Below are 15,116 nucleotides of genomic sequence, written 5' to 3'. Positions count from 1 at the left end.
GACCATTCATACTCGATTTGGTATGGATGATTTGTTTTTTTAAGGCCATCCTTTGGTCAATGTGCTCATGGGTCAAAACCCCAAAGAGAAAAGAATTAAAAGGAGACAGAAATGAAGAAAAAATTACTAGCATGTTTGCTTTTCTTATTTCCATTCGTTGCATTCGCTGGTCATGCTCATGCTGAAACGATCAAGGTCGTTTTCGACACAGCATATGCACCGTTTGAATTTAAGGATTCAGATCAAACCTATAAAGGAATTGACGTAGAGATCTTGGACAAGGTCGCTGAAATCAATGGCTGGGATTTGGATAAATCCTTTCCTGGATTTGATGCAGCGGTCAATGCAGTTCAAGCTGGTCAAGCAGATGCCATCATGGCCGGAATGACCAAAACAACAGAACGTGAAAAAGTCTTCACCATGTCTGATACTTACTATGATACAAAAGTTGTCATTGCGACTACGAAAGCTGACAAAATCACGAAGTACAGCCAATTAAAAGGGAAGACAGTCGGTGTCAAAAACGGAACTGCAGCCCAACGCTTCCTCGATAAAAATAAGGACAAGTACGGCTACAAGATCAAGACTTTTGATACTGGTGATCTCATGTACAACAGTTTATCAGCTGGTGCAGTGGATGCAGTCATGGATGACCAACCTGTTATTCAATACGCCATCCAAAAGGGTCAGGACCTAGCTATCAATATGGACGGGGAAGCAGTCGGTGGCTTTGCCTTTGGTGTTAAAAAAGGCGGTAAGCATGAAAAGTTGATCACTGAATTTAACAAGGCTCTCGCTCAAATGAAAGCTGATGGAACACTTGATGAGATCATCAAGAAATGGACAGGTGAAAGTCAATCATCAAGTAACAGTGCTGTTCCAGAAACAACTACTCCTGCTGGTCAAAAAGCAACTCCTAAAAAATCAAAATATGTAATTTCAAGTGACTCATCTTTTGCGCCATTTGTCTTCCAAAATGGAAAAAACAAATACACAGGGATCGATATGGACTTGATCAAGGCTATTGCCAAAGACCAAGGATTTACCATCGAGATTAATAATCCTGGATTTGATGCTGCGGTAAGTGATGTTCAATCCGGCCATGCGCAAGGAATGATCGCAGGGATGACTGTGACAGATGCTCGGAAAGAAACATTTGATTTTTCTGAACCATACTACACGGCTAACTCTATTCTTGCAGTTCAAGAAAGTAGCAAGATTGATTCATATGATGACCTAAAAGGAAAGACAGTCGGCGTTAAAAACGGGACTTCCTCACAAAACTTCCTTGAAGAAAACCAAAAGAAATATGGTTACAAGATCAAAACGTTCTCTGACGGAGCTTCTATGTATGATAGTTTGAATTCTGGTTCTGTTGCAGCGATTATGGATGACGAACCTGTTATCAAATACGCTATTAAACAAGGACGTAAATTCAAAACACCTATCGAAGGGACTCCAAGTGGTCAACTAGCATTTGCCGTTAAGAAGGGTGAAAATCCTGAATTGATCGAAATGTTCAATAACGGTCTTGCAAACTTGAAGAAAAGCGGTCAATACCAAAAGATTCTCGATAAATACCTTAAAGCAGATAGCAAATCTACTTCAAGTACAGCCGTAGATGAAACAACGATTTGGGGCTTGCTCCAAAACAACTACAAACAATTGTTAAGTGGTTTGGGTGTGACTCTTGCCCTTGCCCTTCTCTCTTTCGCCATTGCTATGGTGATCGGTGTTATCTTTGGGATGTTTAGTGTTAGCCCTTATAAATGGCTCCGCTGGACTGCTGAGATCTTTGTCGATGTTATTCGTGGGATCCCACTCATGATCCTTGCTGCCTTCATCTTCTGGGGAATTCCAAACTTGATTGAATCGGTCACAGGTCATCAATCCCCGATTAACGACTTTGTCGCAGGTACTATTGCCCTCTCTCTCAATGCGGCTGCTTATATTGCAGAAATTGTTCGAGGAGGGATCCAAGCTGTACCGATTGGACAGATGGAAGCCAGCCGAAGCCTGGGGATCTCTTATGGCAAAACCATGCGCAAGATCATCTTGCCACAAGCAACCAAACTCATGCTTCCAAACTTTGTTAACCAATTCGTCATTGCCCTGAAAGATACAACTATTGTGTCTGCGATCGGATTGGTAGAACTCTTCCAAACTGGTAAGATCATCATCGCTCGAAACTACCAAAGTTTCAAGATGTATGCGATCCTTGCCGTCTTCTACCTCGTGATTATCACCTTGCTAACACGATTTGCAAAAAAATTAGAAAAGAAGGTTAACTAATGGCTAAATTAAAAATTGATGTCCATGACCTCCACAAATACTATGGTAAAAATGAGGTCCTAAAAGGAATTTCAACAAAATTCTATGAAGGAGATGTGGTTTGTATTATCGGACCATCCGGTTCAGGTAAATCGACCTTCCTTCGTAGTCTCAATCTCCTCGAAGAAGTTACAAAAGGTCAAATTACAGTTAATGGATATGATCTAACCGATCCAAAAACTAATGTTGATCTAGTCCGTGAAAATATCGGGATGGTTTTCCAACACTTCAACCTCTTCCCTCACATGAGCGTCCTTGAAAATATTATGTTTGCGCCAGTAGAGCACAAACTGATGACCCGTGAAGAAGCTCAAAAAGTCGGGATGGAATTGTTGGAAAAAGTTGGTCTCGCAGATAAAGCAGATGCCAATCCAAACAGCCTTTCCGGTGGTCAAAAACAACGTGTGGCTATCGCACGTGGACTTGCCATGAATCCAGATATTATGCTCTTTGACGAACCTACTTCTGCCCTTGACCCTGAGATGGTTGGAGATGTATTGAACGTTATGAAAGAGTTGGCAGAGCAAGGCATGACCATGATCATCGTTACCCACGAGATGGGATTTGCCCGCCAAGTAGCCAACCGGGTTATCTTTACCGCAGACGGTGAATTCCTCGAAGACGGCAAACCAGACCAAATCTTCGACAACCCACAACACCCACGTTTGAAAGAATTCTTGGATAAGGTTCTAAACGTTTAAAAATAGTGGTTTTTGAAGCATCTAGCAATTTTGCTAGATGTTTTTTTAGACGAAAAAAGAGGCTGGGACAAAAGTCCTAGCCTCTCAATTATTTTTGGATTGTCGAGCAAGACGCAGTGGTTGAGTGGGCTCTACTACGCTGATTTCATCAGCTTTTACAGCCCTACCCAACTGTGCGGAGGTGGGACGACGAAATCGAATTCTAACGAATTACCGATTTCTGTCCCACTCTCTTTTCATTTTAACTAATCTGTTGCTGAGCAGTCTGCATCTTGTAGTAAACACCTTGCGCTTGCATTAGCTCTTCATGAGTGCCATGCTCAACTATATCACCATCCACCATGACAAGAATCATATCGGCATTTTGAATGGTCGACAAGCGGTGAGCAATGATAAAGCTGGTCCGTCCTTTCATTAGTTGATTAAAGGCATCTTGAATCAAGACCTCCGTCCGAGTATCGATGGAGGATGTCGCCTCATCCAAGATCAAAATCTTAGGAACTGAAAGGAAAACCCGCGCAATCGTTAAGAGTTGGCGTTGACCTTGAGACAAAGACTCTCCAGCATCTGAAAGATAGGTATCGTACCCTTGTGGCAACTGCCGGATAAAGAAATCTGCATTGGCCGCTTTGGCTGCTTCTATGACTTCTTCTCTACTTGCATCTGGACGAGAAAAGGCGATATTTTCATGAATGGTCCCAACCTTGAGCCAGGTTTCTTGCAGAACCATACCAAACTGTTGGCGGTAAGAAGCACGGGTGTAGTCCGTAATTGGCACCCCATCAATCGTGATCTCTCCAGAATTAACAGGGTAGAAACGCATGAGCAGATTAATTAAGGTCGACTTTCCTGCTCCTGTAGGCCCTACAATGGCCACTTTACTGGCAGCTGGAACCTGAATGGTTAAATCTTTAATCAAAGTCCGCCCCAAATCATAGCCAAATGTGACGTGTTCAAAACCAATCGCACCTTTAACATCCTGACTTTCCAGAACCCGTTGCCCTGTCTCTTCGACCTCAGCTTGATCCAAGATGCTGTACAAGCGCTCTGCGCAGGCAAGGGCACTTTGGAGTTCTGACAAGACAGAGGAGATATCATTAAAGGGCTTGGTGTATTGATTGACATAATTGAGGAAGGTCACCAATTGACCGACAGTAAAGTGAGATCCCGAAATAATGCGTACCGCACCAAATCCAGCCACTACTGCATAAATCAAGGCATTCACAAAGCGAGTGGCAGGGTTGACAGTTGAGGAATAAAAGACAGCGGATTGGGAATAATTGGCATAGCTTTCATTCGTCCCTTTAAAAGCCTTACGGAATTGATCCTGAGCATTAAAGGACTGGATCAAACTTTCCTGGGTCAAAGACTCTTCGATCAACTGGGTTTGAAGACCACGCGCCTTGGTCTGCTTTTGGAAAAGCGTATAAGAACGCTTGGCAATAAAACGAGCAATCAACAGGGATAAAGGGGTCAAGACCAGAACCGCCACCATCATAAAGAAATCCAATTCCGCCATAGTCACGATAGTGACAAGAATGGTTAAGAGGCCAACAAAGAACTGGTTAAAGACCATCAGAAGACCACTATTGAGTTGCTCTACATCGGTCGTGAGGCGACTGACAAAGTCCCCGCTCCCTTGTTTATCTAGATAAGACAAGGGCAATCGGTGTACTTTTTCCATCACTTCTGCTCTTAGGCTTTGGCTAAACCGATAGACCAATTGATTGTAGACAAGAGGATTGATCCATTGGATCAGGGTATTAGCCACAATGACCAGAACCATTTGGATCAAAACGGGCCATAAGACTGTCATTCCTTGAGGATTGATGACTAAATCAACCGCATGTCCGATCAGGATCGGTAACCAAACCGTTAAGGCCACTTGAGCAATGGTTCCAAGACTAGCTAGGATCAGGAGCCCGGGATGGTGAGCAAAATCTCTAAACAGACGTTTTAAATAACTGGAACGTTTTTGACTCATGCTTCCTCCCTCCCGTGTTGTGAATAATGAATTTCTTGATAAATCTCATTGGTAGACAAAAGGAAATCATGATTTCCCAGTCCTACTTGATGTCCCTTGTTCAAGACTAAAATCTGATCAGCAGTCTTGAGACTATTGGTTCGTTGAGATACTAAGATCAAACTCGTATCACTCAATTCTTCTTTAATCGATTTTAAGAGACGAGCTTCCGTCAAATAATCCAAGGCAGAAGTTGAATCATCCAAAATCAAGAAAGGAGCCTTCTTCAAAAGGGCACGCGCAATGGTCAACCGCTGGCGTTGCCCACCTGAGAAATTTCGACCAAAGGCTTCCACTGGCTCATCGAGTTGTCCTTCTTTTTCACGGACAAAATCAGCAGCCTGAGCTGTTTCTAGTGCCCACCACAAATCTTCATCCGATAGATTTTCTTCCATTCCAAGTAAGAGATTCGAGCGGATGGTTCCTCTAAAGAGCTCTGCCTTCTGTGGGACAACAGCTACCCACTCCCGCCACTCCTTAAGAGTTTGAGGAGAGTGACCTTGATGATAGAGGGCTAATTTCCCATGACTAACGGCATACAAATGACTCAATAACTGAACCAGGGTGGATTTCCCAGATCCTGTACCACCGATAATTCCCAACATCTGTCCATGATCCAGATCAAAGGAAATATTTTCTAGAGCTGGGCTTGAAGCCGTTGGATAAGTGAAAGAAACTTTCTGGGCGCTAATCGCTTCTTGCTCTCTTGCAGTTTTTACTGGCAAAGCTTCTAGGAGGTCTTCTTCCTTCAAATCGAAAATCTCTTGGACACGCTTGGCTGAAATATAGCTGACATTTAAAGACGTGACCAGCATCGCCAGTTTGATCAATTCTGTTAAAATTTGTAATAAATAATTGACCAAAGCGACCAACATCCCTTGGGTTAAAAGACCAGCAGAGATATTCAATTGTCCTTGCCAAATGACACAAATCAAGGTCGTATTGACCACAAGGAAGGTCAAGGGACTCACCAAACTAGACCAGATACCAGCACGAATTTGCCAGATCTTATAGTCTTGATTGACTTCTTTAAATTCGTCCAATTCACTCACTTGCTGTCCAAAGGCTCGAATCACCCGCATCCCTTGAAATTGCTGACGCGTCACCGTAACCATCCGGTCTGTGATTTTCCGAATCTTAGCAAAGAGCGGATTGACAATCCGTGACATGATCACAATAATCAGGGTTAAAATCGCCACCATCCCCAAGAACCAAAGGGTTAGTTTAGGACTGATGGTGAAAGCCATGATGATAGAACCAAAGACAATAATCGGTGCCCTCAAAAAGAGGCGCAAGAATTGGTTGATCCCAACCTGGATTTGATAGGTATCCGAAGTGAGACGGGTTACCAAACTAGAAGTCCCGATCCTATCTCGTTTGTCCTTTGGAAGCGACAAGATCTTCTCATACAAATCCTTGGTCATCTCGCGGGTAAAGCCGACAGCTGCTTTAGAAGAAAAATACTGGGCCGTAATAGCTACGACGACACCAAAGCTCGCAAATAAAAACAAAACACCGACCGTCATCACCACTGTGCTCGTTTCCTTTTTCGGAATGACCTGATCGACTAAGTGGGCGATGATTAAGGGGACACACAATTCAAAAATAGCTTCTAAAAGCTTAAACACGGGCCCTAGAAACGTTTCCCATAGATAGCCCTTAAAATACTTCAATAATGATTTCATACGACTCGATTCTTTTTAAATAGGATATACCTATTTTACCACAATTTTAACTGACAAAAAAACTCTCCCTGCAAAGCAGAAAAAGTAAGAACGTAGACAAACAGCTCTTTAATATAAATCTATTAACTTCTATAAGTAGAAAATAATTTATTTTGGTAGAGATATTTAATCATCTACTGAAACTTTCCGCAGTGAGAAAAGTGCTAGAAACACTATTGTTTCTAGCACTCGGAATTGTTGAGACCTTAGGCTCAATAATTAGTCATGGAACTTCTTTGAAGTTCGCTGACGTCCGTCCTCACTTAAGGAAAGTTTCTAAGATGACTTTGTCTCCAATCTCACCCCTCCTACACAGCATAGAAAGTTCGTTCAGTTCTTGTTCTATTTAACCTTGTTAAACTAATGAACCTAAGGAGTTTTATTCAGTCTTTGTCACCTTGCTTAAGGTCTTGCCCATTTTCCCCAACCCAAACATCAAGAGAGGGAAAGAGAATAGCGTTATAAGGCCTAATACAAGAAAGACTGCTACAAAGCCATAGCTATCAATGAACCAACCAGTCAGTGGGAAAATGACAATCATAGATAGACTAAACATCATCGAATTGATACTCAGCATGGTTGCTCGTACACTGGAAGGCAGATAAGCCTGTAAATCATTGTAGTAGATCGGTTGATAAACGGCATAAAGGGCATTGGTCAAGAGATAGACACTCAAATAGGCGAATGGAGTCTTCACACCTACCAAAAACAAGGCCAACCCTGTCAGTGCAACTAGAATCGGAAAGACTTGATTACTATTCCATTTTTTCCCGATTTGACTAGCCAGATAAACCGCCAGGAGATTGAATCCACTACCAATTAACATGATAAGCGAAACTTGCCAACTAGCTAAGTCACTAATTTTCTGTTGGTAGTAAAAATAAAACATACACATGATGGTCCCTACCAACTGATAGGTGAGCATCCAGTAAAATAAGACTGGTTTTTCCTGCCATTCTTGTTTCACTACCTCCAATATCCGCTTTAAGGTCAAATGATTTCTTTCATCACTCTTGCTCTCTGGCTCCTTCATTAGAAAGATCAAAAGAATGGAAAGCAAGGAAAGCCCAATAGCAATATAATAGGTCCAAGCCAATGCTCCGTGAATAAAGAAGCCTGCCACCACTGTACCTAAAGTTCGGGTGACTTCGGCCACACCAGATAAGAAGCTAGAAATCTGAAGATAACGGTCTTTTTGACCTGCTTCCACCGCTGAATCAAATAAGAAAGCTGTACTGGTCCCCGAGTCAAAATTATAAGACCAAGCATTGACCATCATAGCAATGGCATAGATCCAAAAATTCCCCTGACCAAATAAAATCAAGATCGAGGATCCAATATTGCACAAGCGAGCCAAATAAAGATTGGTCTTGTAGCTAAAGCGATCGGCCAACATACCAGATGGGATCTCACATAAAAGGCTCGTCCCATGAAAGATACTCTCTAATAAACCAATCTGAAGCAAAGAAAGACCATTTTGAATAAAAAAGAGAATCCAAAAACTGGTGATTCCAAAATAAGATGTAAATTCCAGACCTGCTAGGAGTGAAATATTGCGTTTGTAAGTTCTTTTAAACATTGTTTTTCCTCTTTCAATAGATTATATGAGTGTTTCTAAAAGACTTACTTATATTTGCCTACATTTTCTCCACCTCCTTCATTCTTTCTTGATTCAGTTCTTGACGCAATTGGGTCACTTGATTAGACAAGGACACCAACAATTCGGTTTGCAACTTTTGAATTTCCAGTAAATCCGTCTGGTCTTGTTGCACCATATGATCAATCTTCGTATGAAGCAAGCGAATTTCTCGTTCCGACTCCATATTAACGTTAAAGTCATTTCGCGCTTGCAGGCGATCATAATCTGCTGCCCTGTTTTGACTCATCATGATCAAAGGAGCTTGAATCGCCGCAATCGTAGAAAGTGCTAGATTGAGCAAGATGAAAGGATAAGGATCAAAATTCCAGCCAAAAGGATGCAGGACATTGATCAGCATCCAAATAGCCATCATCAGGATAAAACTAATGATAAAAGTCCATGAACCACCAAAGCGCGCAACAGAATCAGCCACCCGCTGACCGAAGGTATAGCTGGCTGTCAAGCGGTCTTCAACGTTAAAGGGACGCTCGCTTTCAGGCATGACACCTGTCACCTGCTGTTTAATGGCTTCGTTTTTATCATTGGCACGCTCAATAATCTGTCCAAGATAATCCATACAATATTGGCTCAAATTTTTATACGTGATAAAATCATCCATTTGACTTTCAGGATAGGAAGTCTTGAGCATCTGTTGAATGGAATGGTCTAGATCTGCGATCAAAGACCCCTGACCATCCTCGTATTCTTTCCCATCAATGATGTCTATTTTCAGCATTGAAATTCCTTTCATAGTTTTTTGAAGCAGATAAAAGTGAAAAACGCCTAATGGCGTTTTTACGTCTATTAAGGTTTGATACGATGCAACATACGTGGGAATGGAATAGCTTCACGGATGTGTTTAGTACCAGCCGCGAAGGTAACCATCCGTTCAATCCCAATACCAAATCCACCGTGTGGAACTGTACCGTATTTACGAAGGTCAAGGTAGAATTCATACTCTGTACGATCCATGCCAAGTTCATCCATTTTTGCAACAAGGGCATCGTAGTCTTCCTCACGCATAGAGCCACCGATGATTTCTCCATAGCCTTCAGGAGCAAGCAAGTCTGCACAAAGCACGCGCTCTGGATTTCCAGGAACTGGTTTCATGTAGAAGGCCTTGATAGCTGCTGGGTAGTTCATGACAAATGTTGGCACACCAAAGTGGTTTGAAATCCAAGTCTCATGTGGTGAACCGAAGTCATCACCATGTTCCAAATGCTCGTAATCCGCATCTTCATCGTTTTCATGCTCTTGCAAGAGATCAATCGCTTCATCATAAGTGATCCGTTTGAATGGCTCTGCAATGTAGCGTTTCAAGAGCTCCGTATCACGCTCCAATGTTTCCAAGGCTTGAGGAGCACGGTCCAAAACACCTTGTAGAAGAGCTTTGACATAAGCTTCTTGCAAGTCAAGTGATTCATCGTGTGTCAAGTAAGAGTACTCAGCGTCCATCATCCAGAACTCAGTCAAGTGACGGCGAGTCTTAGATTTTTCAGCACGGAATACTGGTCCAAAGTCAAAGACGCGACCAAGGGCCATAGCACCAGCTTCCAGATAAAGCTGACCTGATTGACTCAAATAGGCTGGTGTTCCAAAGTAGTCTGTTTCGAAAAGTTCTGTAGAATCTTCTGCAGCATTTCCTGAAAGAATTGGGCTATCAAACTTCATGAAGCCATTCTTATCAAAGAACTCATAAGTTGCATAGATAATGGCATTACGGATTTGCATAACGGCAACTTGTTTGCGTGAACGCAACCACAAGTGGCGGTTGTCCATCAAGAAGTCTGTCCCGTGTTCTTTAGGAGTGATTGGGTAATCTTGAGATTCACCGATCACTTCGATGTCTGTAATATCCAATTCGTAACCAAATTTAGAACGCTCGTCTTCTTTGACAATACCAGTCACAAACACTGATGTTTCTTGGCTCAAGCGTTTGATGGTATCAAATTTTTCAAGCCCCACTTCTTCGCCGAATTTTTCGATAAAGTTTGGTTTAAAAGCCACACCTTGGAAAAAGGCAGTCCCGTCACGCAATTGCAAGAAAGCAATTTTTCCTTTACCTGATTTGTTGGCCACCCAAGCACCGATGGTCACTTCTTGACCAACATAGTCTTTTACTTCGATGATAGTAATCCGTTTTGTCATCATTCATCTTCCTTTTCTCGTTAAACTTGTCCGAAGACATTATCTTCTTAATTGTATCATAAAAAGGCTTTCAGTGCTAGGTTCTACCTGTGAAAACCAGATTTTTTTTAAAGAAAAAGATCCTCAGCTCATTACTAAGGATCTTGCATTTTTATTTTTCCATAAAGGCCTTGAGGCGGCGAACAGCTTCTTTCAGGGTATCCAAATCTGTCGCATAAGACAAGCGAACATTTTCAGGAGCACCAAAGCCAGCTCCCGTTACTAAAGCAACCTCTGCTTCTTCTAAAATTGCTGTGGTAAATTCCGTCACATCTGTATACCCCTTCATCTCCATGGCCTTCTTGACATTTGGGAAGAGATAGAAGGCTCCTTGAGGTTTGATGGCTTCAAAACCAGGTACTTCATTCAACAAAGGATAAATAGTATTCAAGCGCTCTTCAAAAGCTTGACGCATGATCTCAATAGAAGATTGATCTCCTGTGAGGGCTTCGATTGCAGCATATTGGGAAACGGTTGTTAAGTTGGAAGTTGTTTGGCTGATCACCTTGGCCATGGCTCCAATAATCTCAGGATCTCCTACAGCAAAACCAACCCGCCAACCAGTCATAGCATAGGTTTTAGAAACTCCGTTAATAACGATGGTTTGCTTGCGAATCGCTTCTGATAAGCTAGAAATGGGCGTAAAGGTATTGCCATTGTAGACCAATCGTCCATAGATATCGTCTGCCAAAATCAAGATGTCATGTTCGACAGCCCACTTTCCGATTGCTTCGAGTTCTTCTTTACTGTAGATCATTCCTGTTGGATTGGATGGCGAGTTCAGCAAAACAACTTTTGTCTTGTCTGTCCGTGCTGCTTCCAGTTGCTCTACCGTTGCCTTGAAGTGATTTTCTTCTGTTGTTTGGAAAGTAACAGGTGTGCCTTCTACTATCTTAACCTGGTCTACATAAGAAACCCAGCAAGGGGTTGGAATGATGACTTCATCACCTGGATTGATGACAGATGTAAAGAAAGCATAAAGAATAAACTTGGCACCAGTGCCGACCACAACCTCATTTCGGTTCACTGCATAGCCATAAAACTCTTTCATGTAGTCGCTAATGGCATCCTTCAATTCTGGAAGTCCAGATGCAACCGTATAAAAGCTAGCGCGACCATCCTCGATCGATGCGACTGCTGCTTCTTGAATATTTTTTGGAGTCGCAAAGTCAGGTTGACCAAGGGTCAAACTTAAGATATCACGGCCTTCTGCTGCCAAAGCTTTGGCACGCGCATTTGCAGCCAAGGTCACACTTTCTTCCATTTCCAATACACGATTTGATAATTTCATATTTCCTCCTCAAATCTTAAAAAACACCGGTGACTTTCCCAGTCTTGAAATCCACCACATAATAAGAGCTCCCAGCCTTGACTTCCCAGATCGGTTTGCCTTTAAAGCGTCCAAAAGTTACCCGATCAATCGCGTTCTGACTCTTCTCTTTGACGACAGAAGCTGCCTCTTTGGAACTAACTCCTTCTTTCAAAGGGTAGGTATAGACTGCATCATCCGCCTGCGCCACCAAAACCACTAGTTCTTGCCCCTCTTGGTCCTTGCCAATAAAGGAAAGATACGCTTCTTTGCCATGAAAGAAACTCTCCGTCTCAATGGTCGCAATCGAAGAGTGAGACAGAGCTATTTTTCTTGCTTGCGCCATTTGATCCTGCAAGCGATCAGAAGTTTTTTCAGCAAGAAATAACCAAGAAAAAAGGACCGTCAACGCTAAGATACAGACTCCTATTATATGTTGCCATATTATAAAAAGATTATTTTTCTGTTTCACTCCCTCATTATACACCAAAGCCACCTAGAATTCTATAGATTTTCAAGAAAGAATTGTTACTAATATTTCATACCTGTTACAATGTTTTAGTATAAAATTGTTTGATAAACAAAGTAAAATTAACACCTTTGCTATCATTTGTTCATAGTTTAATAAATTTGTCACAATTTTGTAACTAATTTGAAAATAAAATTAAACGACAGAAATACTATTTATTGATAAAATATAGATATGGAAAATTTAAAGAGATTATTCAAAGAAGCAAACGTAGATTTAAAAACCATGATCGTCTTCCACAAGGCAGAACGATTGATCCGTGCCTCTGAGGCTCATATCTTTAAAAAGCACCAGTTGACACCAACTCAATTCTCTGTACTTGAGACCTTGTACAGCAAAGGCGATCTCCGCATTCAAGATCTGATTGATAGCATTCTTGCGACCTCTGGAAATATGACTGTGGTTATTCGCAATATGGTCCGCGATGGTTGGATTACACGCGAAACCGATCCAGAAGACCGCCGTGCTTATCTTGTATCTATTACAGATGCCGGTCGTAAAAAGATCGAAGAAGCTCTTCCAGATCATATCAAAAATATTCAACGCTTGATGCAAGTCTTTAATAGTGGCGAGCAAGCTGAGTTGACAGAACTCTTGAAGAAATTCAAACATATCGCCTAAGCCTACTGCTCAAGACGATTCTGACTCCAAAATCCTCTATTTTGGAGTTTTCATCGTGCATTCTCTTTATCTAACAGATCAAAAAAATATTCCTGACGCTTCTCAGGAATATTTTTATTTATTCTTTCACAAAGATCCATTCTTTCTCTTGCGATAAATCCTCACGATAAGAAAAACCTGCTACTTCTAGTGATTTCAGATCTTCTAGATGGGTGATTTCTTCCTTCATCATAGCTGTTACCATGGCCCCACGTGCTTTCTTTGAAATCGTCGAGTGAATCTTCAGTGTCCCACCACGATTCTCCATGAATTTGATCCGAATCATTCGCTCACGAATGGCTTTTGAAAAGACCTGTTCAAACTCAGAAGACAAAAGAGATAAGATCTGCTCCTCACCTTCTACTGCCTGATCATAGTCCTCTTTCCAGAATGCCTTTAGAGATTTTCCAGCTGGTTTTAGCTTCATCATAAAATCCAAGCGATGGGGCGCAATCCCTTCATAGGCAGGTAGTACACCGTATAAAGCGGTCGTGATTAACAAATGCTCCTGCAGATAAGCCTGCTCTTTTTCAGATAAGTCTTGACGCTCGATACTACGGTACATAAGGCCATCAAACAGTTCCAAAGCAGGATAGGTTTTAGCACTCCCAGCTAACAGAGCTTCAATTCTTTCCTTTTCTACTAGGGCTCTTTCCTCTGAGATCCCGTAAAAAGTCGCTAATTCTTCTAGGGAGAATGCCTTTAAAGCTTGGAGGATGGTTTTTGTCTTCTCTGACAAGGGTTGGGGCTCGACGATACGAGCCTGTTCGTTCAGTTCTTTGGCGGATGGAATTAATAGTTTCATAGGTCTATTGTACCATATTTTTCAAATTTTCTTGACAGAAGTTTTTATTAATGTTATTATCTAGTTATGAAAACTAGATTAAAGAAAGGTGAAGATTTCGTGTCCACTTTTTCCTATCCAACGTGGGAGCAACTGCCTGAACTAGACCTCTATCTCGATCAGGTCCTACTTTATGTCAATAAAACCTGTGCACCTGTCCTCTCTTCTTCAGATAAGGGCTTGACGGCTGCCATGATCAACAATTACGTAAAACATGGCTATGTCGAAAAACCAGATAAGAAGAAATACCAGCGTAGACAGGTGGCTCGCTTGATCGCTATTACAACCTTAAAAACGGTCTTTTCTATTCAGGAGATCGCTTCTACCTTAAATTTCTTGCAGGACCAGGCGAGTTCAGATCTTCTCTATAATAGCTTTGTCGCTTATCTCAATGAGCAAAAAGAGCCGATCGCTCCTATTATTCGCTCTGCCTGTCAGACGGTTCAACTTTATCTTGAAACCCTATCTTATATTCAACCAGTAAAAACGGAGGAAGAAACTGATGAATTACTCCATGAAACTAAGTAAAAAATTATCCTTTGGAGAAGAGATCGCAAATAGCGTAACACACGCTGTTGGCGCCCTTCTCATGTTGATCTTGCTTCCGATCTCAGCAGTCTATAGCTTTGAGCAACATGGTCTGCTCAGTGCTTTTGGTACGTCTATCTTTGTGATCAGTCTCTTTTTGATGTTTCTGTCTTCGACCGTCTACCATGCCATGTCTTACGATTCACCTCAAAAGTATGTGCTTCGCATTATCGACCATTCCATGATCTACATTGCGATCGCAGGTAGTTACACACCAGTTGTCCTTACCTTGATGAACAACTGGATGGGCTACAGCATTATTTTGATCCAATGGGGAACCACCATCTTTGGTATTCTCTACAAAATCTTTGCCAAAAAAGTCAATGAAAAATTCAGTCTGGCTCTTTACTTGATCATGGGCTGGTTGGTCATCTTTATTATTCCCCAAATCGTTAGCCAAACCAATCCGATCTTCTGGGGTCTCATGCTCATGGGCGGTCTGTGCTACACGGTTGGAGCTGGCTTTTATGCTAAGAAAAAACCATACTTCCACATGATTTGGCACCTCTTCATCCTTGCAGCTTCTGCTCTTCAGTATTTAGCGATTGTATACTTTATGTAATAGGCTCACCACTCTTATG

At 41.9% G+C, this 15,116-nt stretch carries 13 protein-coding genes; 5 read left to right on the top strand and 8 right to left on the bottom strand.

Features of this window, described 5'->3' with window-relative positions:
• The first annotated feature begins 111 nt into the window (after positions 1 to 111).
• Positions 112 to 2,292: an amino acid ABC transporter substrate-binding protein/permease gene (locus tag O3646_RS01700; RefSeq protein ID WP_371610433.1), complete on the top strand. Its 2,181-nt coding sequence runs from the start codon at positions 112 to 114 to the stop codon at positions 2,290 to 2,292.
• A complete protein-coding gene (locus tag O3646_RS01695) occupies positions 2,292 to 3,032 on the top strand; it encodes an amino acid ABC transporter ATP-binding protein (protein ID WP_195487557.1) in 741 nt (246 codons plus the stop codon). The genes O3646_RS01700 and O3646_RS01695 overlap by 1 nt, the downstream gene beginning before the upstream one ends.
• Before the next feature lie 241 nt (positions 3,033 to 3,273).
• Here O3646_RS01695 and O3646_RS01690 read toward each other — a convergent pair whose 3' ends face one another.
• The 7 genes from O3646_RS01690 to O3646_RS01660 form a co-directional block, all read right to left on the bottom strand.
• Positions 3,274 to 5,016, bottom strand: a complete 1,743-nt coding sequence (locus O3646_RS01690) for an ABC transporter ATP-binding protein (protein ID WP_371610432.1) — start codon at positions 5,014 to 5,016, stop codon at positions 3,274 to 3,276.
• Positions 5,013 to 6,740 (bottom strand): ABC transporter ATP-binding protein, encoded by a 1,728-nt coding sequence (locus tag O3646_RS01685; RefSeq protein WP_371610431.1) that lies wholly within the window; start codon positions 6,738 to 6,740, stop codon positions 5,013 to 5,015. Before O3646_RS01685 ends, O3646_RS01690 begins: the two co-directional genes overlap by 4 nt.
• A 418-nt stretch (positions 6,741 to 7,158) precedes the next feature.
• Positions 7,159 to 8,358 carry an MFS transporter gene (locus O3646_RS01680; RefSeq protein WP_371610430.1) on the bottom strand — a complete coding sequence of 400 codons (1,200 nt, stop codon included), beginning with the start codon at positions 8,356 to 8,358 and terminating at the stop codon, positions 7,159 to 7,161.
• A gap of 58 nt (positions 8,359 to 8,416) precedes the next feature.
• The gene (locus O3646_RS01675; RefSeq protein ID WP_371610429.1) at positions 8,417 to 9,154 is read right to left on the bottom strand and encodes a DUF1003 domain-containing protein; all 738 of its coding nucleotides are present in this window, start codon (positions 9,152 to 9,154) and stop codon (positions 8,417 to 8,419) included.
• Positions 9,155 to 9,222: 68 nt separating this feature from the next.
• On the bottom strand, positions 9,223 to 10,569 hold the full coding sequence (asnS, locus tag O3646_RS01670; RefSeq protein ID WP_003007581.1) for an asparagine--tRNA ligase: 1,347 nt from the start codon (positions 10,567 to 10,569) through the stop codon (positions 9,223 to 9,225).
• Positions 10,570 to 10,717: 148 nt separating this feature from the next.
• Positions 10,718 to 11,896 carry a pyridoxal phosphate-dependent aminotransferase gene (locus O3646_RS01665; RefSeq protein ID WP_070665331.1) on the bottom strand — a complete coding sequence of 393 codons (1,179 nt, stop codon included), beginning with the start codon at positions 11,894 to 11,896 and terminating at the stop codon, positions 10,718 to 10,720.
• A gap of 16 nt (positions 11,897 to 11,912) precedes the next feature.
• Positions 11,913 to 12,410 carry a DUF5590 domain-containing protein gene (locus tag O3646_RS01660; protein ID WP_176745563.1) on the bottom strand — a complete coding sequence of 166 codons (498 nt, stop codon included), beginning with the start codon at positions 12,408 to 12,410 and terminating at the stop codon, positions 11,913 to 11,915.
• A gap of 207 nt (positions 12,411 to 12,617) precedes the next feature.
• On the opposite strand from O3646_RS01660, the gene O3646_RS01655 reads away from it, so the two are divergent.
• Positions 12,618 to 13,064, top strand: coding sequence for a MarR family winged helix-turn-helix transcriptional regulator (locus O3646_RS01655; protein ID WP_003001765.1), 447 nt, complete (start codon positions 12,618 to 12,620; stop codon positions 13,062 to 13,064).
• Positions 13,065 to 13,182: 118 nt separating this feature from the next.
• Here O3646_RS01655 and yaaA read toward each other — a convergent pair whose 3' ends face one another.
• Positions 13,183 to 13,908 carry a peroxide stress protein YaaA gene (yaaA, locus tag O3646_RS01650; RefSeq protein ID WP_070665330.1) on the bottom strand — a complete coding sequence of 242 codons (726 nt, stop codon included), beginning with the start codon at positions 13,906 to 13,908 and terminating at the stop codon, positions 13,183 to 13,185.
• A 66-nt stretch (positions 13,909 to 13,974) separates the two neighbouring features.
• On the opposite strand from yaaA, the gene O3646_RS01645 reads away from it, so the two are divergent.
• Positions 13,975 to 14,475 (top strand): DUF1836 domain-containing protein, encoded by a 501-nt coding sequence (locus tag O3646_RS01645; RefSeq protein ID WP_024056012.1) that lies wholly within the window; start codon positions 13,975 to 13,977, stop codon positions 14,473 to 14,475.
• On the top strand, positions 14,450 to 15,097 hold the full coding sequence (locus tag O3646_RS01640) for a hemolysin III family protein (RefSeq protein ID WP_070665329.1): 648 nt from the start codon (positions 14,450 to 14,452) through the stop codon (positions 15,095 to 15,097). Before O3646_RS01645 ends, O3646_RS01640 begins: the two co-directional genes overlap by 26 nt.
• Positions 15,098 to 15,116: the final 19 nt, after the last annotated feature.

The sequence above is a fragment of the Streptococcus sp. 27098_8_148 genome, from assembly GCF_041432105.1.
In the GTDB taxonomy this organism is placed as follows: domain Bacteria; phylum Bacillota; class Bacilli; order Lactobacillales; family Streptococcaceae; genus Streptococcus; species Streptococcus parasanguinis_AE.
The sequence above is the reverse complement of the archived record's forward strand: the minus strand, read 5'-3'. Positions and strand labels throughout refer to the sequence as shown.